23 protein-coding genes are annotated in these 24,344 nt (G+C 62.8%); 9 read left to right on the top strand and 14 right to left on the bottom strand.

Annotated features, from left to right (window positions below; all coding sequences use genetic code 11):
- Positions 1 to 95 precede the first annotated feature (95 nt).
- From KEC45_RS05790 to coxB, 11 genes are all read right to left on the bottom strand, one after another.
- Positions 96 to 3,080 carry a TonB-dependent receptor gene (locus tag KEC45_RS05790; protein WP_062184062.1) on the bottom strand — a complete coding sequence of 995 codons (2,985 nt, stop codon included), beginning with the start codon at positions 3,078 to 3,080 and terminating at the stop codon, positions 96 to 98.
- A gap of 168 nt (positions 3,081 to 3,248) precedes the next feature.
- Positions 3,249 to 4,127, bottom strand: coding sequence for a class I SAM-dependent methyltransferase (locus tag KEC45_RS05785; protein ID WP_062184065.1), 879 nt, complete (start codon positions 4,125 to 4,127; stop codon positions 3,249 to 3,251).
- 4 nt (positions 4,128 to 4,131) lie between these two features.
- The gene (gene thrC / locus KEC45_RS05780) at positions 4,132 to 5,529 is read right to left on the bottom strand and encodes a threonine synthase (protein WP_062181954.1); all 1,398 of its coding nucleotides are present in this window, start codon (positions 5,527 to 5,529) and stop codon (positions 4,132 to 4,134) included.
- A gap of 27 nt (positions 5,530 to 5,556) precedes the next feature.
- Positions 5,557 to 6,201, bottom strand: a complete 645-nt coding sequence (locus tag KEC45_RS05775) for an SURF1 family protein (protein ID WP_062181957.1) — start codon at positions 6,199 to 6,201, stop codon at positions 5,557 to 5,559.
- Entirely contained in the window at positions 6,194 to 6,586 is a 393-nt protein-coding gene (locus KEC45_RS05770) for a DUF983 domain-containing protein (protein WP_252171644.1), read from the bottom strand. The genes KEC45_RS05775 and KEC45_RS05770 overlap by 8 nt, the downstream gene beginning before the upstream one ends.
- Position 6,587: 1 nt before the next feature.
- Positions 6,588 to 7,463 carry a cytochrome c oxidase subunit 3 gene (locus tag KEC45_RS05765; RefSeq protein ID WP_062181962.1) on the bottom strand — a complete coding sequence of 292 codons (876 nt, stop codon included), beginning with the start codon at positions 7,461 to 7,463 and terminating at the stop codon, positions 6,588 to 6,590.
- Positions 7,464 to 7,543: 80 nt separating this feature from the next.
- Entirely contained in the window at positions 7,544 to 8,092 is a 549-nt protein-coding gene (locus KEC45_RS05760; protein WP_238586670.1) for a cytochrome c oxidase assembly protein, read from the bottom strand.
- A gap of 8 nt (positions 8,093 to 8,100) precedes the next feature.
- Positions 8,101 to 8,250 carry a hypothetical protein gene (locus tag KEC45_RS05755; protein WP_193749165.1) on the bottom strand — a complete coding sequence of 50 codons (150 nt, stop codon included), beginning with the start codon at positions 8,248 to 8,250 and terminating at the stop codon, positions 8,101 to 8,103.
- The gene (locus KEC45_RS05750) at positions 8,247 to 9,158 is read right to left on the bottom strand and encodes a heme o synthase (RefSeq protein WP_062181968.1); all 912 of its coding nucleotides are present in this window, start codon (positions 9,156 to 9,158) and stop codon (positions 8,247 to 8,249) included. The genes KEC45_RS05755 and KEC45_RS05750 overlap by 4 nt, the downstream gene beginning before the upstream one ends.
- A gap of 72 nt (positions 9,159 to 9,230) precedes the next feature.
- Positions 9,231 to 10,901, bottom strand: coding sequence for a cytochrome c oxidase subunit I (ctaD, locus tag KEC45_RS05745; RefSeq protein WP_062181971.1), 1,671 nt, complete (start codon positions 10,899 to 10,901; stop codon positions 9,231 to 9,233).
- Positions 10,902 to 10,916: 15 nt separating this feature from the next.
- Entirely contained in the window at positions 10,917 to 12,017 is a 1,101-nt protein-coding gene (gene coxB, locus KEC45_RS05740) for a cytochrome c oxidase subunit II (RefSeq protein ID WP_062181974.1), read from the bottom strand.
- 233 nt (positions 12,018 to 12,250) lie between these two features.
- Between coxB and pyrE the strand changes: the two genes are divergently transcribed.
- Genes pyrE through KEC45_RS05715 form a run of 5 tightly spaced genes read left to right on the top strand, consistent with a single transcriptional unit; the run spans position 12,251 to position 15,983 of the window.
- The gene (pyrE, locus tag KEC45_RS05735) at positions 12,251 to 12,838 is read left to right on the top strand and encodes an orotate phosphoribosyltransferase (RefSeq protein ID WP_062181977.1); all 588 of its coding nucleotides are present in this window, start codon (positions 12,251 to 12,253) and stop codon (positions 12,836 to 12,838) included.
- A 23-nt stretch (positions 12,839 to 12,861) separates the two neighbouring features.
- Positions 12,862 to 13,599: a pyridoxine 5'-phosphate synthase gene (locus KEC45_RS05730; RefSeq protein WP_062181980.1), complete on the top strand. Its 738-nt coding sequence runs from the start codon at positions 12,862 to 12,864 to the stop codon at positions 13,597 to 13,599.
- Positions 13,596 to 13,997, top strand: coding sequence for a holo-ACP synthase (gene acpS, locus KEC45_RS05725; protein WP_062181982.1), 402 nt, complete (start codon positions 13,596 to 13,598; stop codon positions 13,995 to 13,997). Before KEC45_RS05730 ends, acpS begins: the two co-directional genes overlap by 4 nt.
- A gap of 7 nt (positions 13,998 to 14,004) precedes the next feature.
- Complete coding sequence (gene lepB, locus KEC45_RS05720; protein ID WP_252171643.1) at positions 14,005 to 14,841, top strand: signal peptidase I; 837 nt, start codon at positions 14,005 to 14,007, stop codon at positions 14,839 to 14,841.
- A 17-nt stretch (positions 14,842 to 14,858) separates the two neighbouring features.
- Complete coding sequence (locus tag KEC45_RS05715) at positions 14,859 to 15,983, top strand: AI-2E family transporter (RefSeq protein WP_062181989.1); 1,125 nt, start codon at positions 14,859 to 14,861, stop codon at positions 15,981 to 15,983.
- 36 nt (positions 15,984 to 16,019) lie between these two features.
- On the opposite strand, the gene KEC45_RS05710 is transcribed toward KEC45_RS05715, so the two are convergent.
- On the bottom strand, positions 16,020 to 16,562 hold the full coding sequence (locus KEC45_RS05710) for an FKBP-type peptidyl-prolyl cis-trans isomerase (protein WP_062181992.1): 543 nt from the start codon (positions 16,560 to 16,562) through the stop codon (positions 16,020 to 16,022).
- 364 nt (positions 16,563 to 16,926) lie between these two features.
- Positions 16,927 to 17,133, bottom strand: a complete 207-nt coding sequence (rpsU, locus tag KEC45_RS05705; protein ID WP_037510267.1) for a 30S ribosomal protein S21 — start codon at positions 17,131 to 17,133, stop codon at positions 16,927 to 16,929.
- 280 nt (positions 17,134 to 17,413) lie between these two features.
- Between rpsU and KEC45_RS05700 the strand changes: the two genes are divergently transcribed.
- The 4 genes from KEC45_RS05700 (at position 17,414) to KEC45_RS05685 (ending at position 21,649) form a co-directional block, all read left to right on the top strand.
- Entirely contained in the window at positions 17,414 to 18,178 is a 765-nt protein-coding gene (locus tag KEC45_RS05700; protein ID WP_252171642.1) for a class II aldolase/adducin family protein, read from the top strand.
- A gap of 27 nt (positions 18,179 to 18,205) precedes the next feature.
- Complete coding sequence (locus tag KEC45_RS05695) at positions 18,206 to 18,751, top strand: (2Fe-2S)-binding protein (protein ID WP_062181999.1); 546 nt, start codon at positions 18,206 to 18,208, stop codon at positions 18,749 to 18,751.
- Positions 18,752 to 18,884: 133 nt separating this feature from the next.
- The gene (locus KEC45_RS05690) at positions 18,885 to 19,892 is read left to right on the top strand and encodes an RcnB family protein (RefSeq protein ID WP_252171641.1); all 1,008 of its coding nucleotides are present in this window, start codon (positions 18,885 to 18,887) and stop codon (positions 19,890 to 19,892) included.
- 485 nt (positions 19,893 to 20,377) lie between these two features.
- Positions 20,378 to 21,649: an amidohydrolase family protein gene (locus tag KEC45_RS05685; protein WP_252171640.1), complete on the top strand. Its 1,272-nt coding sequence runs from the start codon at positions 20,378 to 20,380 to the stop codon at positions 21,647 to 21,649.
- A 9-nt stretch (positions 21,650 to 21,658) separates the two neighbouring features.
- Here the strand turns inward: KEC45_RS05685 and KEC45_RS05680 are convergent, their stop codons facing one another.
- Entirely contained in the window at positions 21,659 to 24,205 is a 2,547-nt protein-coding gene (locus KEC45_RS05680) for an EAL domain-containing protein (RefSeq protein WP_252172021.1), read from the bottom strand.
- Positions 24,206 to 24,344: the final 139 nt, after the last annotated feature.

Raw genomic sequence — 24,344 nt, 5'->3', positions numbered from 1 at the left:
CCTAAGCCAGCTTGCCGTCGCCGTCACGCAAAAGAGCCGCACCCCGAAAGGCGCGACCCTCTTGCCTGCGACCCGGCGGAAATGGCCCACCCGCCTTAGAAGCTGAACCTGACCCCTGCCGCATAGCGGGCGAAGCCGGGCGATACGAAGGTGACGTTATTTTCATGCCTCAGGTGCTTACGCTGCCCTTCGCCGGTCAAGTTGATCGCCTCGACAAACGCTGTGAGCCCGGGGATGAATTCATAGCTCGCACTTGCATCGATCTGCCAATACGCCTCGGTATAGGTCGGATTGGGGCCCGTTCCCGAAAGGAACTTGTCGCGCCAGTTCCACGCCACGCGCGCCTGGATCGGTCCCTTGTCGTAGAAGGCAACGGCGTTGGCCGTATCGCTAAGACCCACCAGCGCGAACTGCGCCACCGTAGAGGGCTGCGTATTGTCGTAAGTCGCATCGCCGTTGACGATGGTATAGTTCAGGATCACACCAAAACCGGTTTCCCAGAAGCTGTGTTGGAGCGCGAACTCCCATCCGTTGAGCGAGGCGGTCTGATCGCTGTTGACCGGCGTGGTGATTTCGAAATTGACCAGCGGATCGCCCGGCGCGGCGTTGATGATATTGCCCGTCACCGTGCTGGGGAAGTTGGTGATGATATATTGGCGGATTTGCGCCACAGTCGCATTCGCACCCAATGCTGCCAAAGCGGCGTTCCATCGCGGTCCTTCCACCGGCGTGGTCAATCCGAACGCACTGCTGTCGATGCGGGTCGAGGATATGAAGTTGCTCACATCCTTGTGGAAATAGCCCGCCGAAATATAGCTGTCGGGCGCATAATACCATTCGGCAGACAGGTCGATATTCTTCGACTTGTACGGGATCAGCCCTGGATTACCCTGCGCGCCGCCACCGCCGCCAACGCGGAACAAAGTGTCGATCGTGCGCCCGCCCTGCATCAGGTCATAGCTGGGGCGTGCAATGGTGTGACTGTACGACGCACGCAGTTTGACATCTTCCATAGGCGAGATGTCGAAGTCGACTGCGGGCAGCCAATTATCATAGGATCCCTTGAAGCGGGTGAAATCGCTGTCGCCCGAAAATACGACGTTGAACTCATTGTCGCCCACCCAGGTGGTGGTGACGGGAACCGGCACCAGCGCTGACGAGGAAATATCCGTCGTTTCGTAACGAATGCCTGCAACGAGGTGCGCCGGATTCTCGAAAAGGTCGAATACCGTTGCGACCTGCAGATAGGGCGCCAGCGTCCTTTCGGAAATGCGCCGATCGGTGTTGAAGTTCGCCAGACATGTGCCCGGCTGCGCCGAACCCGTCGCGGGGTTGCTGCACGTCTGGAAATTCTGCTCGACGAGATCGGCCATCCGCTCGAAATCGAAAGTATAGAAACTTCCGATCATCCCCGGCTGAGCAAGCCCAGGGAATTTGTCCGGCAGCGTCACCAGGGAGAAAATATCGTCCGGAATGCTCGATGCCGGACCTGCGCCTCCCCAAGTGTCGTCGTTCTGGATTGTACCAAATGCCGAACGCACTTTGCTGTCCACATAGGACACGCCGAAATCGATGCTGTCGAGGAAGCCGCCGTCATGATCATATTTGCCGCGCAACTGCACCTGGTTGATGCGGTTGCGGAAAATGGCATTGCGGAAGGCATTGCCTGTCGGCGTAATCAGCGAGGCATTCAGCGGATCGATGCCCGGGTACATCCCGTAAGAAATAACCGGCAGGTCGTTCTCAAAATTGATCGTCTGATTCTGGACGCCGAATACCGCATTGCCCAGCGACATGCTCGACCCGAAGCGATTGACCGGATTGACGGCCGCCGTCGAATGGTGGCCGTCGAGTTCGAAGGTAACGCCGCCGGGCCCGTTCCATTCCAGGTTCACGCCGAGCGACTTATTTTCCGCCCGATTCTCGGTCAGCGCTCCGCTGTACGACAGATCCTTGCCGCCATAGAGCGCGTTCGGTCCGGGAACGCCGGTCGGCGCGGCGAACCGCTCGGTGTAGAAGAGCGGGCCAGCCACGGGTCCATCGGTCCATGCACTCGACGTATCTTCGTGGTTGAACCAGACGCCAACATTGCTGTTTCGCGTTTCCACGGTGTTGCGTGCATAGGTATAATCGATCGTCGCGGTAAATGCGTCGCTGGGTCGGAATTGCAGAACTGCCTGTCCGTTGATGCGCTCGCGATTGACGTCGTTGAGGTCGTAGGACGCGTTCTGCGGGACCTGGTAAACATCGGTCGGATCGGGCCGATTTGTAATATTCGCCGCACGCGGCGTACCCGGCTGCGCCAGCGAACCCCAATTATTCTCGCTGCCCAGATAGCCGTCACGCCAGCCGACATTGGCGTTATTCTCGCTCGATTTGCGCTTCTGGTACGAACCGGTGATCAGAATGCCGATCGTGTCGTTCGCAAAGGTGGTGCTGAGAATGCCCGAAACTTCGGGCGTGATCGGATTGCCTTGGTTGCGCGACGAATCATACACACCCTTGACCGCCAGGCTACCGCGCAGCCCCGGCCTGTCGAGCGGACGCGGCGTCCGGAGATTGATGACCGAACCGATCCCGCCCGATTCCATCGTGACGCGACCGCTCTTATAGACTTCGACTCCCGCGATGCCTTCGGACGCAATATTGTCGAAGTCGAACGAGCGCGACGACGGCGCGCTGCCGCCATCGCCGATCAGCGCGGTCGGCATCTGGCGACCGTTCAGGGTAACCAGGTTGAATTCGGGACCGAAGCCGCGGACGGTCACGAGCGAGCCTTCGCCGTTCGAACGGTCGATCGACACGCCGGTAATACGCTGCAGCGATTCAGCAAGGTTGGTGTCAGGGAATTTGCCGATGTCTTCGGCCGAAATCGCATCGACGACGCCCTGCGCCTCGCGCTTGATATCGGCCGATGCGGCAAGGCTGGCGCGAATGCCGGTCACGACGATCTCGTCGCCATTCACCTCACCCTCGGCTGGCGCTTCCTGTGCGACCGCCGCTTGCGCAACGCCCATCAAGGACAGTGCCGACGTACCGACCAGAAATTTCGCAAGCCATTGCTTTTGAGACGCCCGCATCCCCATTCCTCCCAGATCAACCGCTCTTTTTATGGCGGCATTCGCTTAATGTGAACGTTATCTAAATGGGAACGTTATCATTGTCAACGCGCCGACCGTTGCATTTGGGTCACAATATTGCGGTATTTTGCGCAGCAAACGTATGCAGCAAAAGCCTGAAAAGCAGTCTTAGCGGCTCCAGCGCGCGAAAATCGCGGTGGGTAGCAGCAATCCCCTCGTCTCTTCGCGCACGGCAAGCTCTCCGCATTCGACGGTGCCGGGCAGGTCGGCGAAAAGTTGTGCGAGCAATTCCCCGATCGCGAGCGCCGACATGCGCACGGCGTAGACCGTGAGAAACAACGCGCGACTTTCCTCGTCGAGCAATTGGCGGCAATCGGTGAGCAATGGCGCAAGCCCCTCCTCAAGCTGCCAGCGCTCGCCTGTCGGGCCCCGACCGAATTTGGGCGGATCGAGGAGGATCGCGTCATAACGCTTTTCGCGGCGGACTTCGCGCGCGGTAAATTTGCCCGCATCGTCCAGGATCCAGCGCACCGGCTTGTCGGCCATTCCGGCAAGCGCGGCATTTTCACGCGCCTGCCCTACCGATTTCTTCGACGCATCGACATGGGTCACGGATGCGCCCACCGCGGCGAGCGCCTGGCTGCCGACGCCGGTATAGCCGAACAGGTTCAGAAAGGCGGGGTCGGGCTTGTCGGCAACGCGGTCGCGCAGCCAATCCCACACCGGTGCCATGTCGGGGAAAAAGCCTAGGTGACGAAAGGGTGTGCACGACGCGGTGAAGCGCGTTTCGCGCCAGGCGAGCGGCCAGCCTTCGGCAGGTACAGGCTTATTATAGTACCAGCGTCCACCACCATCGTCGTCAGACGCGGGGATGAATTCGCCATCGGCCTTATCCCACTCGCTGGCGGGCAGCGCCGGCGCCCACATCGCCTGCGGCTCGGGACGGATGAAGCGATATTTGCCATAGCGTTCGAGCTTGCGCCCGCCCCCGCTATCGATCAGCCCATAATCGTCCCACGCCTCACCCACGAGCGTGACGAGGGGCAAAAGCTCAGCCACGCGCCGCTTCCGCGAGCACGAAGGCCTTTACCGCGTCATAGTCGCCGGGCAGGCGCGTATATCGTTCCTCGCGATCGAAGAGATTGCCGAGCCGCGCGGGCAGCGGCGGGCGCACGCCGGTCGCGCGCTCGACGGCTTCGCGGAACTTAGCCGGATGCGCGGTCGCCAGCGTGACGACGGGAATATCGGCATCGATCTCAAGCGCGCGTGCGGCGGCAAGGCCGACGGCACTGTGCGGATCTATGATCTGCCCGCCATGCTCCTGCGCCCAGCGGAGGGCCAGCGCCATCGCATCGCCATCGATGCTGGCGCTCGAGAAGAGGCCGCGCGCGCCCGCAAGCATATCTGCGGGAATCGTCATCGCGCGATTCTTGTCGAACTCGCCCATCATTCCGGTGATTGCCGCGCCGTCGCGGCCGGCAAGGTCGAACAGCAGCCGTTCGAAATTGCTGCTGACCTGAATATCCATGCTTGGCGTTGCGGTCGGCGTCACCGTGCCCGCGCTGTAATCGCCGCTGGTCAACGCGCGGTGGAGGATGTCGTTGACGTTCGTCGCGACGACAAGCTTCGCGATCGGCAGCCCCATCTGCGCCGCGACATAGCCTGCGAACACATCGCCGAAATTGCCCGTGGGTACGCTGAACGCCACCGGACGGTCAGGACCGCCGAGCCGGACGGCCGCGTAGAAATAATAGACGACCTGCGCCATCAGCCGCGCCCAATTGATGCTGTTCACCGCCGACAGCGTCACCCGGGCGCGCGCCTCTTCGTCGCCGAACAACCGCTTCACCATCGCCTGCGCGTCATCGAAACTGCCGTCGATCGCGATGTTGTGGACGTTGGGGGCGAGCACCGTCGTCATCTGACGCCGCTGGACGTCGCTGACGCGGCCTTCGGGGTGCAGCATGAATATCTGAATATGCTCGCGGCCTGCGACAGCTTCGATCGCTGCCGACCCGGTATCGCCGGAGGTCGCGCCGACGATCGTGATGTCGGTGTCGCCACCCGCGAGGAACTTCTCGAACAATTGGCCGAGCAATTGCAGCGCGACATCCTTGAACGCGAGCGTCGGGCCGTGGAACAGTTCGAGCAGCCAATGGCGATGATCGAGCTGGACAAGCGGCGTCACCGCATCATGGCTGAAGCGCCCGTAAGCGGCACGGCAAAGTTCGCGCAGTTCGTCCTCGGTGAGCACGCCCTCAATAAAAGGCCGCATGACGCGCACTGCGGTCTCGGCATAATCAAGACCTGCAAGCGCGCGAATATCCTCGACCGACATCTGCGGCCATTTCGCCGGCACATAAAGGCCGCCGTCGCTGGCAAGGCCGGCAAGCGTCGCGGCACGAAAGTCGAGGGTCGGCGCAGAGCCGCGGGTGCTGATATATTCCATGACGCAAATGCGCCTAGCGGTGGAGGCTCAAGGCCGCAAGCGGCGACGAACGGCCAATATATAGATGATGAGCGCCGCGGCCGCAAACAGGAACCATTGCCCTGCATAGGCAAGATGATTGTTCGGCGTGTCGTCGGCCGACGGCACTGCGCTGGCACGCAATCCGGCCACGGGCGCATCCGCGATCAGCATCGCTCGCGCGGGCGTGGCCTTGCCCATCGCGCGCTCCATCACCGTCGGCTGCTCGGGGCCCGGAACGATCGTTCCCTGCACCGTTCCACCGGTCCATTTGGGTGGCGCAAAATCATCGCCGATGCCGACGTCGACAAGCACGCCCGGCCCTTCGGCGCCGGTCCGGCAGTCGGCGATCATTCGGATGCCCGACTTGCCCCTGCGGTCGGTACCGCTGCGCGGATCCCAACGCACCGGTTCGAGGCATACGACGCTGCTCTTGCGATACAGCAACTCGTCGGGAACAGGCGGCAACTCCGGATAGGCGACCATCGACGACATCGCCGTGTTGCGCTGGTAAAGCGCGATCAGCGCTTCCTTCTCGCTCTTACGCTGAAGTTGCCATACGCCGAGCGCGATCATTACCGCGACCGCGACGAGCACGAGGATCGTGGGAATCACAGGCCAGCGCTGCGTTGGCTGTTCGACAGGTTCAGTCATTCTTGTCCACCTTGCGGCCTTCGGCTGCCTGACGCTGGTGCTCGCTCGCCAGCAATGCGCCCTTGCCGACGCGCAGGCCATAAACGACTGCCGCGGCCGTGACCGGCACCCATAGGATGACATGCACCCATAAGGGCGGCCGCACCATGGCATCGAGCGTCAACGCAATCGCGATCAGCAGCGCGCCGATGATCAAGGTCAGGAAGGCCGCAGGACCATCGCCGACATTATAGCGGCCATAGTCGAGCCCGCAGCTCGCGCATTTCGCGCGAAACCTCACCGGCCCGTCGAACAGCGTCTTCGCGCCGCAATCGGGGCAGAGACCAAAAAGGGCAGCGCGCCAGACCGGCGGCTGCCCCTTTTGAATGTTGTCGCCAGCCGGCAATTTAGTGCGCGGCGATCGGCGCGCCCCAGCCGCCCCAGACATAGACGATGATGAAGAGGAACAGCCACACGACGTCGACGAAGTGCCAGTACCAGGCCGCCGCTTCGAAACCGAAATGCTGCGTCGGGGTGAAGTGACCCTTGTAGGTACGGACAAGGCAAACGATCAGGAAGATCGTGCCCACGAGGACGTGGAAACCGTGAAAGCCGGTCGCCATGTAGAAAGCCGAGCTATAGTTGCTCTGACCGAAGCCCCACGGCGCGTGCATATATTCATAGGCCTGGATGGTCGAGAAGACCGCACCAAGGATGATCGTCAGCCACAGGCCCTTTTTCAGACCTTCGCGATCGCCGTGGATAAGCGCATGGTGCGCCCAGGTGATCGTCGTGCCCGAGCAGAGCAGGATCAGCGTGTTGAGAAGCGGCAGCGAAAAGGGATCGATGACTTCGATGCCCTTCGGCGGCCACATGGTGATCGCCGCGGCGCCATCCTGGCCGAACAGCGAGGTTACCGCGCCTTCGGCATATTCGATCGGAACCGGGAAGAGCGAGAAGTCGAACCAAGCCCAGAACCAGCCGACGAAGAACATGACTTCCGACGCGATGAACAGGATCATGCCGTAACGCAGGTGCAATTGGACGACCGGAGTATGGTCGCCGGCATGCGCTTCGTTGATGACGTCCGACCACCAGCTAAAGAAGGTGGCGATCACGCCCATGAAACCGAGGCCGAGGACCCACTTGCCGATGCCGCCGAAATGGTCGGCGTGCATCGCCATCACCAGACCGAAGAACATCACGAGCGCAGCGACCGAGCCGATGAGCGGCCAGACGCTGGGGTTTACGAGGTGGTAGTCATGATGTTTCGCACCGGACATGGCGTGTTTCCCGTTTTTAGCAGCCCCAGCATGATGATTCCCCATCATCTGCCGGTCTTGTTAGACTCTTGTTCGCGGCCTTAGCTCGCCTTTTTACCCTCGTCTACAGGGTGGAAGGTGTAGCTCAAGGTGATTTCCTGCACGTCGCGCGCATCGGGGTCGTCCATGATCTTCGGATCGACGAAGAACAACACCGGCATGCGCATCTGCTGCCCCGGCTCCAACCGTTGTTGGGTGAAGCAGAAACATTGGATCTTGGTGAAATATTTGCCCGCCTGATCCGGCGTGACGTTGAAGCTGGCGGTCCCCACGACGGGATGGGTCGAATTATTCTCGGCGATGAAGATCGCCATGTCGCGTGCGCCGATGCTCACCGTATCGGTCGGATGCTCGGGATAGAATTTCCAAGGCAGATTCGGCGAAACATTGGCGTCGAAACGAACCGAGATCGTGTTCGACAGAATCTCCGGCTCGGCTGCCGCCGCGACCGGATCGTAACGCTGGGTCGTTCCGCCAAAACCGGTGACGCGGCAGAAAAGATCATAGAGCGGCACGGCCGCGAACCCGAGAGCGGTCATCGCGAGCGCCATCAAGGCGGCGAGGCTCGCGGTCTTCGCGTTCGGGGACATGCGCCGGATCATGAGAAAATCTGCATCTTGGCGATGGTGATGAAGAAGAACAGGACCGCGAGACCACCGAGCATCCAGGCCATCAGGTTCGCGCGGCTGCGCTGACGACGGCGATATTCGGCCTCGTCAAAGGGTTCCTGCGTCGGTTCGTCGGTCATAGCGGCCACCAATGGTCGGCGACAACCGCGCCGAACAGAATGAAAAGATAGGCGATTGAATAAGCGAACAGGCGTTTTTCGGGACGCATCGTATCGCCCTCACCCGTCGAGCGCGTGCCGACCTGAACCGAAAACAGCACAAAGATCGCCGACAGCACTGCCGCCGTCCAGCCGTAGAGCGCGCCGGTGTAACCGAGCGGCCAGGGCGCAATGGCGCCAACCGCCATGATGATGGCATAAAACAGAATCTGGCGCCGCGTCGATTTCTCGCCAGCAACGACGGGCATCATCGGGATGCCCGCGGCGGCATAGTCCGAACGGACGAACAGCGCGAGCGCCCAGAAATGCGGCGGCGTCCACAGGAAAATCAGCAGGAACAGCAGCACCGGCAGCGGCGCGACCGAACCCGTCGCGGCGACCCAGCCGATCAGCGGCGGAAAGGCGCCCGCAGCACCGCCAATGACGATATTCTGGGGCGTCCGCGGCTTCAGCCACATCGTATAGACGAAGACGTAGAACAGGATCGAGACGGCGAGCAGCAAAGTCGCCTGCCAGTTCGACGCGAACAGCATCAGGAACAAGGAGAAGGCGGCAAGCCCCACCCCGAACTGCAACGCGGTCTGCGGATCGAGGCGCCCGGCCGGAAGCGGCCGTCCCGCCGTCCGCTTCATCTTGGCGTCGAGCCCGGCTTCATACCATTGATTGAGCGCGCCCGAAGCCCCTGCCCCCAACGCAATCGCGAGGATGGAAGAGAAAGCGAGCACCGGCGGCACGTCGACCGGCGCCGCGAGCAGACCGCACAGCGCGGTGAACACGACCAGCGACATCACGCGCGGCTTCGTCAGCGCGAACAGGTCGCGCCAATCGGCGGGAAGCGCCGTTTCGCCATGGGTCAGGCTCTGCGCCATATTTACTCCAGCCGGAAAGGCTACGCCCCCTGCCGAATGTCAGCAGGGGGCGAAACCGATCAGGCGATAACGTTACGCGATCCGGGGCAGTTCGTTGAACTGGTGGAACGGCGGCGGGCTCGACAACGTCCATTCGAGCGTCGTTGCGCCTTCGCCCCACGGATTGTCGGCGGCCTTCTTGCCGGCGAACAGCGAGTAAAGAATGTTCGCGAAGAAGAAGAGCATGCCGACGCCCATGATCACATAGCCGTACGACGAGATCAGGTGCCAATGCGCATAGGCTTCCGCATAGTCGGGGTAACGGCGCGGCATGCCCTGCTGACCCAGGAAGTGCTGGGGGAAGAACATGACGTTCACGCCGATGAAGAAGACCCAGAAGTGCAGCTGGCCAAGCGCTTCGCTGTACATCCGGCCCGACATCTTCGGGAACCAGTAATAGAAGCCGGCGAAGAGCGAGAAGACCGCGCCCAGCGACAGCACATAGTGGAAGTGCGCGACGACATAATAAGTGTCGTGCAGGTTGGTGTCGACGCCGCCATTGGCGAGCACGACGCCGGTCACGCCGCCAACGGTGAACATGAAGATGAAGCCGAGCGACCACATCATCGGCGTCTTGAACGTCATCGAGCCGCCCCACATGGTGGCGATCCAGCTGAAGATCTTGATGCCCGTCGGGACCGCGATGACCATCGTCGCAGCGGTGAAGTACATCTTGAGGTTCACGCTCATGCCGACCGTGAACATGTGGTGCGCCCACACGATGAAGCCGACGACGCCGATCGCGACCATCGCGTAAGCCATGCCCAGGTAACCGAACACCGGCTTCTTGCTGAAGGTCGAGATGATCTGGCTGACGATGCCGAAGCCCGGCAGAATCATGATGTACACTTCGGGGTGACCAAAGAACCAGAAGAGATGCTGATAGAGGACGGGGTCGCCGCCGCCTGCCGCATCATAGAAGGTGGTGCCGAAGTTGCGATCGGTCAGCAGCATCGTGATCGCCGCGGCAAGAACCGGCAGCGCGAGCAGCAGCAGGAAGGCGGTAACGAGCACCGACCACACGAACAGCGGCATCTTGTGCAGGGTCATGCCCGGCGCGCGCATGTTGAAGATGGTGGTGATGAAGTTGATCGCACCGAGGATCGATGCCGCGCCCGCAAGGTGGAGCGAGAAGATCGCCATATCGACGGCCGGTCCAACCGAACCGCTGGTCGACAGCGGCGCATAGACCGTCCAACCGGTGCCGGCGCCATTGCCGCTACCGCCCGGAACGAACATCGATCCAACGAGCATCACGAAAGCAACGGCGGTGAGCCAGAAGCTGACGTTGTTCATGCGCGGGAACGCCATGTCAGGCGCGCCGATCATCAGCGGAACGAACCAGTTGCCGAAGCCGCCGATCATGGCGGGCATGACCATGAAGAACACCATGATCAGGCCGTGCGCGGTGATCATCACGTTCCAGAAATGCTTCGCGGCCGTCAGGTCCTGCGCGCCGCCGAGCGCCTGTGCCCAGGTACCGAGATACTGGATACCGGGATGCGCGAGTTCGAGGCGCATCATGCCCGAAAGCGCGCCGCCCACGATTCCCGCGATAATCGCGAAGATCAGATAGAGCGTGCCGATGTCCTTGTGGTTCGTCGACATGAACCAGCGGACAAAAAAGCTGGGCGTGTCGTGATCGTGGTCGTCATGCGCATGGTCGTGGCCGTGCGCGGGTGCAGTCGCTGCGATATCGGTCATCTGTCGGACCCCTTGTTAATTCTTTGCGGCCGGCGCGGCGGCGGGCGCCGCTGCCGGTGCAGCTTCGGTCGTGGCGGCAGCAGGGGCCGCGGCAGGCGCAGCAGCCGGAGCGGCGGCGGGTGCCGGAGCAGCAGCGGCAGGCGCGGCGGCTTCAGGGCCCTTGGGATTGCCGCCCTTCGAGCGGACCCAGGCTTCCCACTTGTCGACCGGAAGCACCTCGACAGCGATCGGCATATAGCCATGATCGACGCCGCACAGTTCCGAACACTGACCGTAGTAAACGCCGACCTTGTTCGCGGTGAACGTCGTTTCGTTGGCGCGGCCGGGGACCGCATCCATCTTGGTCCAGAAGGCCGGGACCGCGAAGCTGTGGATCACATCGGCGCCCGTGATGATCAGCTTCACCTGACGACCGACGGGGACGACCATACGGTTGTCGACGGCGAGGTGATAGGGCTCGCCGCGCGCGACGGCATCCTTCTCGGGCAGGATCTTCGAGACATATTCGCCAATACCCTGGTCGGGATAGGCATAGCCCCAATACCATTGGTAACCCGTGACCTTGATCGTCAGCGCGTCCTTCTTCGGCGGCTCATATTGCTGGGCCAGCAGCCGGATCGACGGCACCGCGATCACCGCGAGGATCAGCACCGGAATTGCGGTCCAGATGATTTCGATGAAGGTGTTGTGCGTCGTCTTCGACGGCACCGGGTTCGCCTTGGCGCGAAAGCGGAACATCACCCAGAGCAGAAGCCCGAGGACGATCAGCGTGATCACCGTGATGACGGGCAGCAGGATGACATGGTTGAACCAGTAAGCCTGTTCGCCGACCGGGCTGACCTGCGGCTGGAAATCGATGCCCGCGTCGACCGGTTGACCAACCCCGGGGGTCGGCTTCATCGGGACATAAGTCGCATCGCCAGCCGGTGCCGCGGCGGTCGTCGCGACCGGCGTCGCTGCCGGAGCAGCCGCATCGGCGGTGGCCGGAGCCGGATTCGCCGGAGCCGTCGCGGCGGGTGCTTCGGCCGGAGCCGCAGCAGGTGCCTGCGCATGACCGGCGCCCACCGCGCCGAGCGACAAAGCCGCCGCAATTACAAGGGTTTTCAAGCTCTTCATAAGGATAGTGCCGCCCGTTGCCTGTTGTTCTTATTGATGCCCCAGCCGGCCTTTCCCCACTGCTGGACACAGGTCCACGCAGCCATCGGACAGGCTGAATCTCGCGGGCGCTATAGACCCGCTTGCCGCTTGCCTCAAGCATCTCTAACACTATTTTGCGGCTGGATAATCTTCGCCGCTCAAACCCGCTCGCCCATCATGGGCGAAGCACAGGACAAAAGAATAAATCTCCCATGACCGATGACGAAATCCTGGCCGAGTTCCGCGCTGCCGACGCCCTGCTGCAGGGCCATTTCCTGCTCTCCTCAGGCCGTCACAGCGAATATTATCTGCAGTGCGCGCGGGTGCTGATGGACACAGAGCGCGCCGGCCGGCTCGCCGTGGCGCTCGCTGCCAAACTGCCGCGCGACCTGAAACAGGCGATCGACATCGTTGTGTCGCCGGCCATGGGCGGCGTCATCATCGGCCATGAAATGGGCCGCGCGCTCGGCAAGCCGGCAATTTTCGTCGAGCGCCCGACCGGCACCTTCGAACTGCGCCGCGGCTTTACGATCGAGCCCGGCGCGAAAGTGCTGATGGTCGAGGATGTCGTGACCACCGGCTTGTCATCGCGCGAAGCGATGGATGCGGTGCGCGCCGCGGGCGGCGATGTAATCGCGGAGGCCGCGCTCGTCGACCGCTCGGCGGGCAATGTCGAACTCGGCGTGCCCTTCTATCCGCTCGTGGCGATCAACTTCCCGACCTATGCCGATAATGAACTGCCGCCCGAACTCGCCGCGACCGAAGCAGTGAAGCCCGGCAGCCGGAGCAAAGCGGCTTGACCGGTCCGACGTCTTCCCTCCCCTTGGCTTCGCGCCTGCGGCTCGGCGTCAACATCGACCATGTCGCGACGATCCGCAACGCTCGTGGAGGCGAGCATCCCGACCCGGTGCGCGCGGCCGAAATCGTCGCCGCGGTCGGCGGCGACGGCATCACCGCACATCTGCGTGAAGACCGGCGTCATATCCGCGACGACGACCTGGCGCGCATCCAGGCCGCGACCGACCTGCCGCTCAATCTGGAAATGGCGGCGACCGACGAGATGCTTGAGATCGCGCTGCGGCACAAACCGCACGCCGCGTGCATCGTTCCCGAAAAGCGCGAAGAGCGCACGACTGAAGGCGGCCTCGATGCCGCGGGACAGCATAATCACCTCGCGCCCATCGTCGCGCGGCTGAACGATGCTGGTATCCGCGTCAGCCTGTTCATCGAACCCGACGCGCGGCAGATCGAGGCGGCAATGCGCCTTCGCGCGCCCGTCGTCGAATTCCACACCGGGCGTTATGCGCATGTCGAGGGTGAGGAACGCGCCGCGGAACTCCGCCGCCTCGCCGACGCAGCGGCGCTCGCGTGGAAGAACGGGATCGAACCCCACGCCGGTCACGGCCTCACCTATGACAATGTCGTTCCGGTGGCAGCGATTCCGCAACTCGCCGAACTGAACATCGGCCATTACCTGATCGGCGAGGCGATTTTCACCGGGCTCGACCCGGCGGTGCGCCGGATGCGCGCGCTGATGGACGAGGCGCGAGGCGCGCTGTGATCATCGGGCTCGGCTCCGACCTTTGTAACATAGAGCGCATCCAGGCATCGCTCGACCGCTTCGGCGAGCGCTTCGAAAATCGCGTCTTTACCGATGTCGAAAAGGCCAAGGCGGCACGGCGGCCGTTCACCCGCGCCGGCACTTACGCGAAACGCTTCGCCGCCAAGGAGGCCTTCTCCAAAGCCGTCGGCACCGGTTTCAAGCGCGGCGTCTTCATGAAAGACATCGGCGTCGTCAACGCGCCCTCGGGCGCTCCGACGCTCGCCCTCACCGGGGGGGCGGCCGAACGGCTCGCGCAGATGATCCCGCCCGGCCATACCGCGCATATCCATCTGACGCTGACCGACGACCACCCCTGGGCGCAGGCTTTCGTCATCATCGAAGCAATCAAGGACTGACAAAAACATGCCGAAGGACAGGACGAAGGGTGACGAAGGCTGGGGTAAGCTGATCCGCGATATCGTGGTCATCCTGCTGCTTGTGCTCGGTATCCATAGCTGCGTCGCCAAGCCATTCTATATCCCGTCCGATTCGATGATGCCGGTGCTGCGCAACGGCGATCGGCTGATCGTCAGCAAATATCCTTATGGCTGGTCCTATTCGTCAGTGAGCTTCCACCTCGCGCCCAAGGTCGCAGGCCGGCTGTTCGGCAAGCTTCCCGAACGCGGCGATATCGTCGTGCTCGAGCATCCGGTGACGCGCATCGACTATATCAAGCGCGTGATCGGCCTGCCCGGCGACACGATCCAACTGACCAATGGCGAACTCAGCATCAACGGCAAGCCGGTGAAGCGCGAAGTCCAGCCGATGCTGTCGATCCCCGTCGATCCCAACCTGCCCGGCCCTGACAGCAGCCTGTTCCGTTTCGTGAACCGCGATGCAAAGGGCAAGGAAGTGCTCGAACTGCCGATCGTTCGCGAAACGCTGCCTGGCGGCGCGACCTTCGACACGATCGATATGGGCCCCGGCTACACGACGGACGATTACGGCCCTGTCACCGTACCCGCCGATCATGTCTTCCTGATGGGCGACAATCGCGACGGCAGCGCCGACAGCCGCGTCGACACCAGCCAGAAAGGCCTCGGCGGCCCCGTTCTATTCGACGCGATTGCAGGGCGGGCAGAGATCATCAGCTTTTCGACCGATGGAACTGCCGAGTGGTATAACCCATTGAGCTGGTTTAACGCTCTGCGGTCCGGGCGCGCGGGAACCGACCTGCGACCGGAGCGTCAGGGCAACTAGTAGAACAGGAAACAAATATGGCGGCGACACGAAAACCGGCAGCAACGCGAACCGCTGCCTCCGCCGCCGCCAAGGCCGAGGCGCACAAGGAAGCCCCCGGGCCGACCGAGATTCGCAGCCAGCTTGTCCGCACCGAACTGCTGAAGGCCGGTGTCTGGATCGGCCTCGCGCTGCTCATCGGCGTATGCATTGTCCTGATCCAGCCGATCCTGCTGATCTTCGCAGGGATTGTCATGGCGTCGATGCTCGATGGCGGAACGCGCCTGCTCGGCCGCGTGCTTCCGATCGCGCGCGGCTGGCGGCTTTTGATCGTCTGCCTGTCGCTCCTCGCCTTTCTGATTTGGACCATCATGTTCGCGGGTTCGCAGATCGCCGACCAGGCCGCGACCTTGCAAACCGTCGTGATGGCGCAGATCGAACGCATCGCCGAGTGGGCGAGCGATCATGGCATGGGCAATTTCCAGCTCGATACCAAGACGATCACCGATAATATCGCTGGTACCGTGGGCCGCGTCACCGCTGCCGTCGGCACAGTGCTCGGCGGCCTCACCAGCCTCGTCATGATTCTCGTCCTCGGTATCTTCATCGCGATCGAGCCGCGCCTGTATGAACGCGGCGTCGCATGGATGCTGCCGATGAAGAGCCGCGAAAATTTCTACATCACGACCGCGCGCATGGGCTTCACGCTGCGCCGCCTGATGGCGGGGCGTTTGCTCGGCATGCTCGTCGAAGGGATCGGCACCTGGCTCGCCTGCCTTGCCGTCGGCATTCCGATGGCGGCGCTGATGGGCCTGCTCACCGGCCTGCTCGCCTTCATTCCCAACATCGGCGCGATCGTATCGGGCGTACTGCTCGTCCTCGTCGGCTTTTCGGCGGGGACAGATACCGGGCTCTGGGCGATCGCCATCTATTTCATCGTGCAGACGGTCGACGGCTATCTGATCGTTCCGATGGTCGCCAAAAAGACCGTCGACCTCGCCCCCGCCCTTGTCCTCGGCGCGCAAATCCTCTTCGGCGCGCTCCTGGGCCTGATGGGCCTGTTCCTCGCCGACCCGATCGTCGCGATGATCAAGGTCGCGCTGGAACGCGAGGCCGAGCGCAACGCCGGCGCCGCCAATACGAAAACGGCGGCGGGCACCTAAGCCCGCCGCCGCTTCTGTCTCGTCGGCTTGCCGGCCTTACGGCTGCGGCGCACCGGGCGGAGGACCGGCCGGGCCGCCGGGAGCGCCACCCTGCATCTGTTGCTGCTGCATCATCTGTTGTTGTTGCTGCATCTGCTGCTGCATCGCGCGAACTTCGGCTTCCGAGCGGAAGTCGAGCAACGTGACGGCGAAGTGGAGCGTGCTGCCGGCGGGGATCGGTCCGACGGCGCGGTCGCCATAGCCGAGCTGCGCGGGAATGGTGATCTTGTACTCGCCGCCCTTCTTCATGCGGGTCAGCGCTTCCGAAAAGCCCGGAACGACCTGCGCGACCTGCATCGGCGCCTGTTCATTGGCGTCGAAGACAGTGCCGTCGTCCAGCTTGCCCTCATATTTCACGAGCACGACATCGGCCTTGGTCGGGCTCGGCCCGGTGCCTTCCTTGACGACCTCGAACCCGATGCGCGGGGTCATATGCCAGGCAAAGGCCGCCCCGGCGACCAGCAATGCGGCAAGGCCGAACCACATCAGCCACAGCCCGCCCTTGCTCACCGGACGCAATGGAACCGTCGTTACGCTCATCTTGGCTAATCCTTCCGCTGCCCCGGCCGGGGCGAAAATGCTGGCGAGGCCTATAGGCGGAGCGGCGCGGAGCGGTCCAGAGGCAATATGCACGGCGGCACTCATCTGGCGAAGTCCGGTTTGGGTGGGGGAGCGGACATCCCGTCCCCAACTTCCGTCATCCCGGGCTTGACCCGGGATCCCGCTTTTTGAAGGCACTCACCGGATTCGACTTCAAGCGGGACCCCGGATCAAGTCCGGGGTGACGATGAAACGCAGGGCAGTTTCCGGTCGAAAGCGCCCGCCCCGTTCCACACAGACGAAAAAGGGCGCCGCGTTGCCGCGGCGCCCTTTTCTCGATCAGGATCCCGAACGGGAGACGGTCTTACTTGATACCGTCACGCTCCATCCGCTTGCGCTCCATCTTGCGGGCGCGGCGGACAGCGGCAGCATGCTCGCGCGCACGCTTTTCGCTGGGCTTCTCGTAGTGACGGCGCAGCTTCATTTCGCGATACACGCCCTCACGCTGCAGCTTCTTCTTGAGCGCGCGAAGGGCCTGGTCGACATTATTGTCGCGAACGATGATCTGCATACGCCGTGTCGTCTCCTGTTCGTCAAAACGATTTGGGGCCACCGGGCAACCCGGTCTGCCGTAAACCGCCGATATTCGGGCAATAAAAAGAGCGCCGCGATCACGCGACGTTCCGATGAAGCGCCAACTAGAGAGATTCGCGCCGAAATGCAAGCCCCAACGCGGCGAACCGCGCCCGCCACGCCGCGAGACCGCCCTGCCCTCTGCCGGGATTGTGCCGCGCCCTATCCTTATGGCATAGGTAGCAGGACGAAACTAACATCATAATGAGGGACAGGCCATGGCGACCCAGCTCAAGCGCAACAGCAAATATAGTGAAGCCGAATGGACGGCGCGGCAGGAACTTGCCGCATGCTACCGCATCTTCGCGATGATGGGCTGGGACGAGATGATCTTCAACCATATCACGGTGAAGGTGCCGGACGAGGACGGCAGCTATCTCATCAACCCCTATGGCATGCATTTCAGCGAAGTGACCGCCTCTACCCTCATCAAGATCGACATCGACGGCAATAAGGTGGACGAGGATAATCCCTGGCATGTCAACAAGGCGGGTTTCGTCCAGCACAGCCTGTTCCACCGCGTCCTCCCTGACGCGCATGCGATCATCCACACGCATACCACCGCGACGGTCGCGGTCTGCGCGCTCGAGGGCGGTCTGCAGCCGGTGAACTTCTATGCCTGCAACTTCGCCGGCCAGCTCGCCTATCATGATTTCGAAGGTGTGACGGTGCGCGAGGAGGAAGGCGAACGCCTCGTCCAGAACCTCGGCGACAAGCGTATCCTGATGCTCAAGAACCACGGCCCCGTCGTGATGGGCAAGACGCTGACCGAAGCCTTCATCAAATATTGGGCGCTTCAGCGCGCATGCGAAATCCAGATGGCGACGATGAGCATGGGCAAGCCGATCACCGTCCCGCAGGAAGTGATCGCCGTTCATCAGCGCGACCTTTTCATGGCTTCGATCCCCGGCCAGGCGGGCAAGGCCGAATTCGACGCGATGGTGCGCAAGGTCGACAAGATCGACACGAGCTGGCGTGACTAATCCGGCCGTTGCGCTAACAGGAACCGCATGACGCGATTCTCGGTCAACGACCGCCCGGTCGAATATCGCATGGAACCCGAAACGCCCCTGCTGTGGGCGCTTCGCGACGCGTCGAACCTGACGGGTACCAAATATGGCTGCGGCACCGGCGAGTGCGGCGCGTGCACCGTCGATATCGATGGCGAGGCGATTCGCAGTTGCATGGTCACGATCGCCGAATGCGAGGGCCGCTTCGTCACGACGATCGAGGGCCTGGCGCGTGACCGCAGCCATGCGGTTCAGCAGGCGTGGGTCGCCGAGCAGGTACCGCAATGCGGTTTCTGCCAGTCGGGGATGATCATGGCCGCCGCCGCGCTCCTCCGATCGAACAGCAACCCAAGCGATGCCGAAATCGACGCGGCGATGACCAATATCTGCCGCTGCGGCACCTACCCCCGCATCCGGACCGCGATCCGCCTCGCCGGGCGCGTGATCCGCGGCGAGGAACGCATCGCGGCCGCGCCGCCGCCCGGTATCCGTCCCGAGGACGCGGCACAGGCCGTCCCGGCGCTACGTCTGCCGCCGGGAAGCTGAACGGGGCCGTTCATCTAGCTGAACCACAGGCAACAGCGCGGTCAGCCATCGATCATCTTGCCACTGGTAAGAATCGATTCATCATCCCGGCTGGCGTCTCCAGCACACGGGACATGAGTTGGAGAATGGCGAGATGAAAAAGATGTTCGGAGGGTTGCTGATCGCTGCGACGATCCTGACACCCATCGCCCCGGCCGCCGCACAGGCGTCAGGTGAACGGGTGCAGATCGCACAGCGCGGCGACCGTGGAGACCGCGGGCCACGCGGACCCGAAGTGCGCCGCGGTGGTGGTAACGGCGATGGCCAGGCACGACCTGAACGCCAGCAGCGCGGCGAAATGCGCCAGCAGCAGTGGCAGCAACGCGGCAATGATCAGCAACGACAGGCCCAGCGCGAGCAGTGGCGCCAGCAGCGTGGCAACGACGCGCAGCGTCAGCAATGGCAGCAGCAGCGCGGCAACGATCAGCAGCGTCAGCAATGGCAGCAGCGCGGCAACGATCAGCAGCGGCAGGCGCAGCGCCAGCAATGGCAGCAGCGGCAGGCCGAACAGCGTCAGCGCGGCGGCACCTATGACCGCAACCGCGACGGTCGCACCGACCGCCAGTGGGACCGCAATCGTGACGGTCAGGTCGATCGCCAGTGGGACCGCAACCGCAACGGCCAGGTTGATCGCCGCTACGACCGCAATCGCAACGGTGATCTCGACCGCCGCTGGGACCGGAACGACAACAACCGCGTCGACCGTCGCTGGGACAATAATCGCAACGGCTATGTCGATCGCCGCTATCGCGACGGCCGAAACGACCGCTGGGACCGGGGCGACCGCAACAACCGGTGGAACCGCGATTGGCGCAGCGACCGTCGTTACGACTGGCGCAGCTATCGTGAGCGGAACCGCAGCCATTACCGGATGCCGCGCTATTACAACCCGTATCGCGGCTATGGCTACACGCGCTTCAGCATCGGTTTCTCGCTGAACTCGCTGTTCTACAGCTCGCGCTACTGGATCAACGATCCGGGCTATTATCGCCTGCCGCCGGCTTACGGAGGCACGCGCTGGATTCGCTATTACAACGATGCGCTTCTGGTCGACACCTACTCGGGTGAAGTGATCGACGTGATCTACGATTTCTTCTGGTAATATTCCTTTCGGTTATCAGATGACAAACTGAGGGGCCGGTTCGCCGGCCCCCTTTTTTTGTGCGGGGGCAGGAGTCGACCGATTGCTGCCCTCTCCATCATCGTCACCCCGGACTTGATCCGGGGTCCCGCTATTTCGTGAAGCGTGCCGGTGCCGTCAAAAAGCGGGATCCCGGATCAAGTCCGGGATGACGAAGGAAAATCGGGCAACGTCCGCTCACCACCCCAAAACAGACATCACCCGATTAGCAAAATACCGCTGTCCTACATCATCGCGCCGTGCCAGCCTCGCGTTCGCTCTTTGAAATCGTCGGCTTCGCAAAACCGGTCTTAAAGCGACAAAGGAGACATTTTCGACGCGTATGTCCGCAACTTTTGTCGCCTTAAGCATGACCGAATCGAACAACGCCCTCTTGCTACGCCACTCGCCACTTGCCCTCCCCCGCCCGCCGCGCCACGGTGGCTGAAACAAACAGGGGAGACTTCATGCGTAAATTGGGAATGGTCGCAGCCGCGACGCTCGCGCTGCTCGGTACGACGGCATATGCGAAAACCACCGTTATCTATGCCGGCCGCGTCATCACCGACGCCGGCCAGCCCGCGCAAGGCCCCTCGACGGTTATCATCACCGACGATCGCATCACGTCGATCGCCCCCGGCCGCGCCGCAGCTCCGACTGGCGCCGAAGTCGTCGACCTCGGCGACAAGACGTTGCTCCCCGGCCTTGTCGACCTTCACGTCCATCTGACCGGCGATCCCGGCGACGATTATCGCGCCGCGGCGGTCGACCCCGACGAATGGGGTGTCGTCGTCGGCGCTAAAAATGCCGCAATCACGCTGCGCGCGGGCTTCACCACGGTGCGCGAGGCGGGGTCTGCGCAATATACCGCTTTTTCTCTCCGCCGCGGTACCACGAACGGCTTCATCGAAGGCCCGCGCATCGTCGCCGCCGGCCCGGCGCTGTCGATCATCGGCGGGCATGGCGACGTCACGGGCTTTCGCGAGGACATTCATGCCGTTCTCGATGAAGGCTATACCTGCACCGGTGCGGTCGAGTGCGCCGAGAAGGTCCGCAAGGCCTCTCGCGCCGGAGCGGACGTCATCAAGATCACTGCGACCGGCGGCGTACTGTCGCAGCAGGCGCGCGGGCTCGAGGGGCATTTCACTAGCCCCGAACTGCAGAGCATCGCGGACACCGCCCATTCGCTGGGGCTCAAGGTGATGGCGCATGCGCACGGCGCGGGCGGGATCAAATCCTCGGCCGCGGCCGGCATCGACAGCATCGAACATGGCACCTTCGCCGACGACGCAACGCTCCAGGTCATGAAGGCCAAGGGCACCTATCTCGTCCCGACGTTGATGGCGTTTGAGGGTATTCGCGAACGGCTCGGCAAGGGCATCTACACGCCGACGGTCGAAAACAAGGTGCGCATGACGCTGAACGACGTCGGCAAGGCGGTAACCCGCGCCAAGGCGCTGGGCGTGCCGATCGCCTTCGGCACCGATGCCGGCGTGTTCGAACATGGCCGCAACGGCGGCGAGTTCAAGCTGCTCGTCAAATATGGGCTGACCCCGCGCGAGGCGCTGGCGAGCGCGACGACGGTCGCCGCAAAGCTGCTGTCGCTCGAAAACGAGATCGGACGGATCGCGCCCGGGATGTCGGCAGATATGATCGCCGTCAGCGGCGACCCGCTGACCGACGTCACAGTGTTGGAAAAGGTCGACTGGGTGATGGCACGCGGCCGCATCGCCGATTGACCGGCGTCGTCACGCGGCGCGGCGGACCCGTCCCCGCGCCGGCGTGGCGGCCTTTGGACCGATCAACGCTTCGACTTCGATCGCTTCGGCAAATTTGACTCCGACACGGTTGCCCGCCGACCAACGCGCTTCGGCGTCGAGTATCTGGTCGGAACCGAATTCGAGCCTCAGCAGGGTGCCCGGCGGGACATTCCACAACCCCTCGATCAGCGCCCCGCGCGACGACATGTTGCGGACGATCGCCTCATATCGATGCTCGCCGCTGCCGATCTGGATCGTGCGGAAGGTCGTAAGCCGCGGTTCGCGAACGCTCTTGTATCCCTTCGCCTCAGCGCGTCCGCCGCCTTCGCGAAGCAATGCCAGCACTTCGACCAGATCCATCGGCTTGCCATAGATATAGCCCTGCACATGGCTGCACCCCAGCCCGCGGATCAGCGCAAGGTCGTCGTGCGTTTCAACGCCCTCGGCGGTCGTTTCCATGTCGAGCGCGCTCGCTAGGCCGACGATCGACGAGATGATCGCCGCATTCATGCTGCTGGGATCGGCGGCGCCGAGGACGAAACTCTGATCTATCTTGATCTTGTCGAACGGCGCTTTCTTCAGATAGCCCAGCGCCGAATAGCCAGTACCGAAATCGTCGAGTGCCAGCCGCACGCCAGTCCGCTTCAACTTCTGGAACATCGCGAGAGTCTCGGGACTCTCGTCGAGGAATACGCCTTCGGTGATCTCTAGTTCGAGCTGCTCGGGGCGGATACCCGCCGCCGAAACCGCACTCAAGACCGTCGCAGGCAGCTTTTCGTTCGCGAACTGGCGCGGCGACACATTGACCGCGACGCGGTATCCTGGGCCGAGGCGCGCGATCGCCGCGCAGGCCGACCGGATGATCCACTCGCCGATCGGAACGATCAGGTTCGACTCTTCGGCCACGGGGATGAATTTCGAGGGGCTGATCAACCCACGGGTCGCATGATGCCAGCGGATCAGCGCTTCGAACCCGGTGATCCGTTCGCTCGCCACATCGACGATCGGCTGATAGAGAAGCTTGAGTTCGTCCCTCGCCAGCGCGTCGCGCAGCGCATCTTCGATCGCCTTGCGCTCGCTCGCCTGATTATGCATCGCATCGGCATAGAAGCGATAGACGCCGCGCCCGGCATCCTTCGCCGCGTAAAGCGCAAGGTCGGCATTGCGGACGAGCGCGGATGCGGTTGCACCCTCTCCGTCCGACACGGCAATACCGATCGACGATCCGATGCGGACCTGTTCGCCCTCGATCGCAAAGGGCTTGGCAAGGCTGAGGATGATCGCATTGGCAATACCCGCCAGCTTTTCGGGCTGACTCATCTGCGGCACGACGATCTGGAATTCGTCGCCGCCAAGCCGCCCGACCTGTCCTTTGTCGCCGACGATCTGCGTCAATCGTCCTGCGACCTGCTGCAACAATTGGTCGCCCACCGGATGGCCGAGCGTGTCGTTGACCGCTTTGAAGCGGTCGAGGTCCATCAGCAGCAAGGCACATGGTTGCGGCTGGCCGCCATGGCTCTTGAGCGCGCGCTCGAGCAGGTCGGTGATATGGCGCCGGTTCGCAAGCCCCGTCAGCGTGTCGTATCGCGCAAGCTGGTTGATCTCACGCTCCGACCTTTTTTTGTCGGTCAGGTCGGTACCGCTGCCGCGAAATCCCTGAAAATTGCCGAGTTCGTTGCTAATCGGCTGGCCCGAAATCGACCACCAGCGCTCCTCGCCCGGAACCGAGGCCTGTACCGTCAGCTCCTTGAACGGCGTACGCGACGAGAGGCTGAAACCGAGCGTACGCTCCTCGCTCTCGTCCTTGCCGATCCGCTTGCGGATGATGTCGGTAAAGGGATGACCGAGCAGATCCGACAGCGGCCGTTCGAGCCGCGCCGCCACGGTCGGCGAAATATAGACGAGATGGCCATCGCGATCGGTTTCCCAGAACCAGCCGCGCCCCGCACGCTCGAAATCGCGCATCAGGTTCAGTGCACGCTGTTGTTCGCTGACGCCGAGCCGCGCCGCACGCGTCGCACGCCGCTGGTGGCGGACATCCTCGCGCATCATCACGATCAACAGGCCAAGAAAGACGAGGCCGGCAACGGCAAAAGGCCAAGACGCCGCACCGATAGCACCGCCCAGCGCGGTCGCACCGGCGAAGGCGAAAAAGGCGGGACGAACGACCGCGACCGCCGCCGCCGCGACGAGAAGCGAGCCGATATGAATCGCGGTAAAGGCATCGAAGTGGCGGCTGCCGTCAGGGATTGCGATGGCATTGAACATCGCTGCCGCGTTGAGCAATGTGCCAAGCACGATCAGCGCCATACACAGCATCGCCATAAGCCGCACTTGACTGTTCCCGATCAGGCGCGGTTTGCGCATCGCCTGCCCGATCACCGTCAGTGCGACGTCGCATGGCAAGCCTACCGCCATGACCAGCCAGAGCGAGGGTTGATCGAGAAAGCCTGCAACTCCAGGCAAGAAAGCGAAGGTCAGAAATGCAAGGACGCGGCCGATCAGAACATAGTGCCACAGCTTCGCCACGCGCATCAGATGCGTGACGAATTCCGGCGAATCGAACAGCGATTCGCCTACGGAAAGATCGCCGCCTCCCGGTCGGATGATGTTACGCCGAACCCCCAATTTCCTGAACTTCCCGCTCTTCTGATCGCCGTCGTCACTGGCCGTG

The organism is Sphingopyxis sp. USTB-05 (assembly GCF_023822045.1).
GTDB lineage: Bacteria > Pseudomonadota > Alphaproteobacteria > Sphingomonadales > Sphingomonadaceae > Sphingopyxis.
Note: the sequence above shows the minus strand (reverse complement) of the source record. Positions and strands in the feature narration are given on the sequence as shown.

Bases quoted from the DNA above. Each gene is read 5' to 3' on its own strand.
- ctaD (WP_062181971.1), bottom strand. From the start codon at position 10,901: ATGACCGATATCGCAGCGACTGCACCCGCGCACGGCCACGACCATGCG.
- KEC45_RS05710 (WP_062181992.1), bottom strand. From the start codon at position 16,562: ATGAGCGTAACGACGGTTCCATTGCGTCCGGTGAGCAAGGGCGGGCTG.
- KEC45_RS05760 (WP_238586670.1), bottom strand. From the start codon at position 8,092: ATGTCCCCGAACGCGAAGACCGCGAGCCTCGCCGCCTTGATGGCGCTC.
- lepB (WP_252171643.1), top strand. From the start codon at position 14,005: ATGCCGAAGGACAGGACGAAGGGTGACGAAGGCTGGGGTAAGCTGATC.
- KEC45_RS05765 (WP_062181962.1), bottom strand. From the start codon at position 7,463: ATGTCCGGTGCGAAACATCATGACTACCACCTCGTAAACCCCAGCGTC.
- KEC45_RS05755 (WP_193749165.1), bottom strand. From the start codon at position 8,250: ATGACCGACGAACCGACGCAGGAACCCTTTGACGAGGCCGAATATCGC.
- rpsU (WP_037510267.1), bottom strand. From the start codon at position 17,133: ATGCAGATCATCGTTCGCGACAATAATGTCGACCAGGCCCTTCGCGCG.
- KEC45_RS05715 (WP_062181989.1), top strand. From the start codon at position 14,859: ATGGCGGCGACACGAAAACCGGCAGCAACGCGAACCGCTGCCTCCGCC.
- KEC45_RS05700 (WP_252171642.1), top strand. From the start codon at position 17,414: ATGGCGACCCAGCTCAAGCGCAACAGCAAATATAGTGAAGCCGAATGG.
- thrC (WP_062181954.1), bottom strand. From the start codon at position 5,529: ATGGAATATATCAGCACCCGCGGCTCTGCGCCGACCCTCGACTTTCGT.
- KEC45_RS05680 (WP_252172021.1), bottom strand. From the start codon at position 24,205: ATGCGCGTGGCGAAGCTGTGGCACTATGTTCTGATCGGCCGCGTCCTT.
- pyrE (WP_062181977.1), top strand. From the start codon at position 12,251: ATGACCGATGACGAAATCCTGGCCGAGTTCCGCGCTGCCGACGCCCTG.
- KEC45_RS05750 (WP_062181968.1), bottom strand. From the start codon at position 9,158: ATGGCGCAGAGCCTGACCCATGGCGAAACGGCGCTTCCCGCCGATTGG.
- KEC45_RS05775 (WP_062181957.1), bottom strand. From the start codon at position 6,201: ATGACTGAACCTGTCGAACAGCCAACGCAGCGCTGGCCTGTGATTCCC.
- KEC45_RS05690 (WP_252171641.1), top strand. From the start codon at position 18,885: ATGAAAAAGATGTTCGGAGGGTTGCTGATCGCTGCGACGATCCTGACA.
- KEC45_RS05695 (WP_062181999.1), top strand. From the start codon at position 18,206: ATGACGCGATTCTCGGTCAACGACCGCCCGGTCGAATATCGCATGGAA.
- KEC45_RS05790 (WP_062184062.1), bottom strand. From the start codon at position 3,080: ATGCGGGCGTCTCAAAAGCAATGGCTTGCGAAATTTCTGGTCGGTACG.
- KEC45_RS05685 (WP_252171640.1), top strand. From the start codon at position 20,378: ATGCGTAAATTGGGAATGGTCGCAGCCGCGACGCTCGCGCTGCTCGGT.
- coxB (WP_062181974.1), bottom strand. From the start codon at position 12,017: ATGAAGAGCTTGAAAACCCTTGTAATTGCGGCGGCTTTGTCGCTCGGC.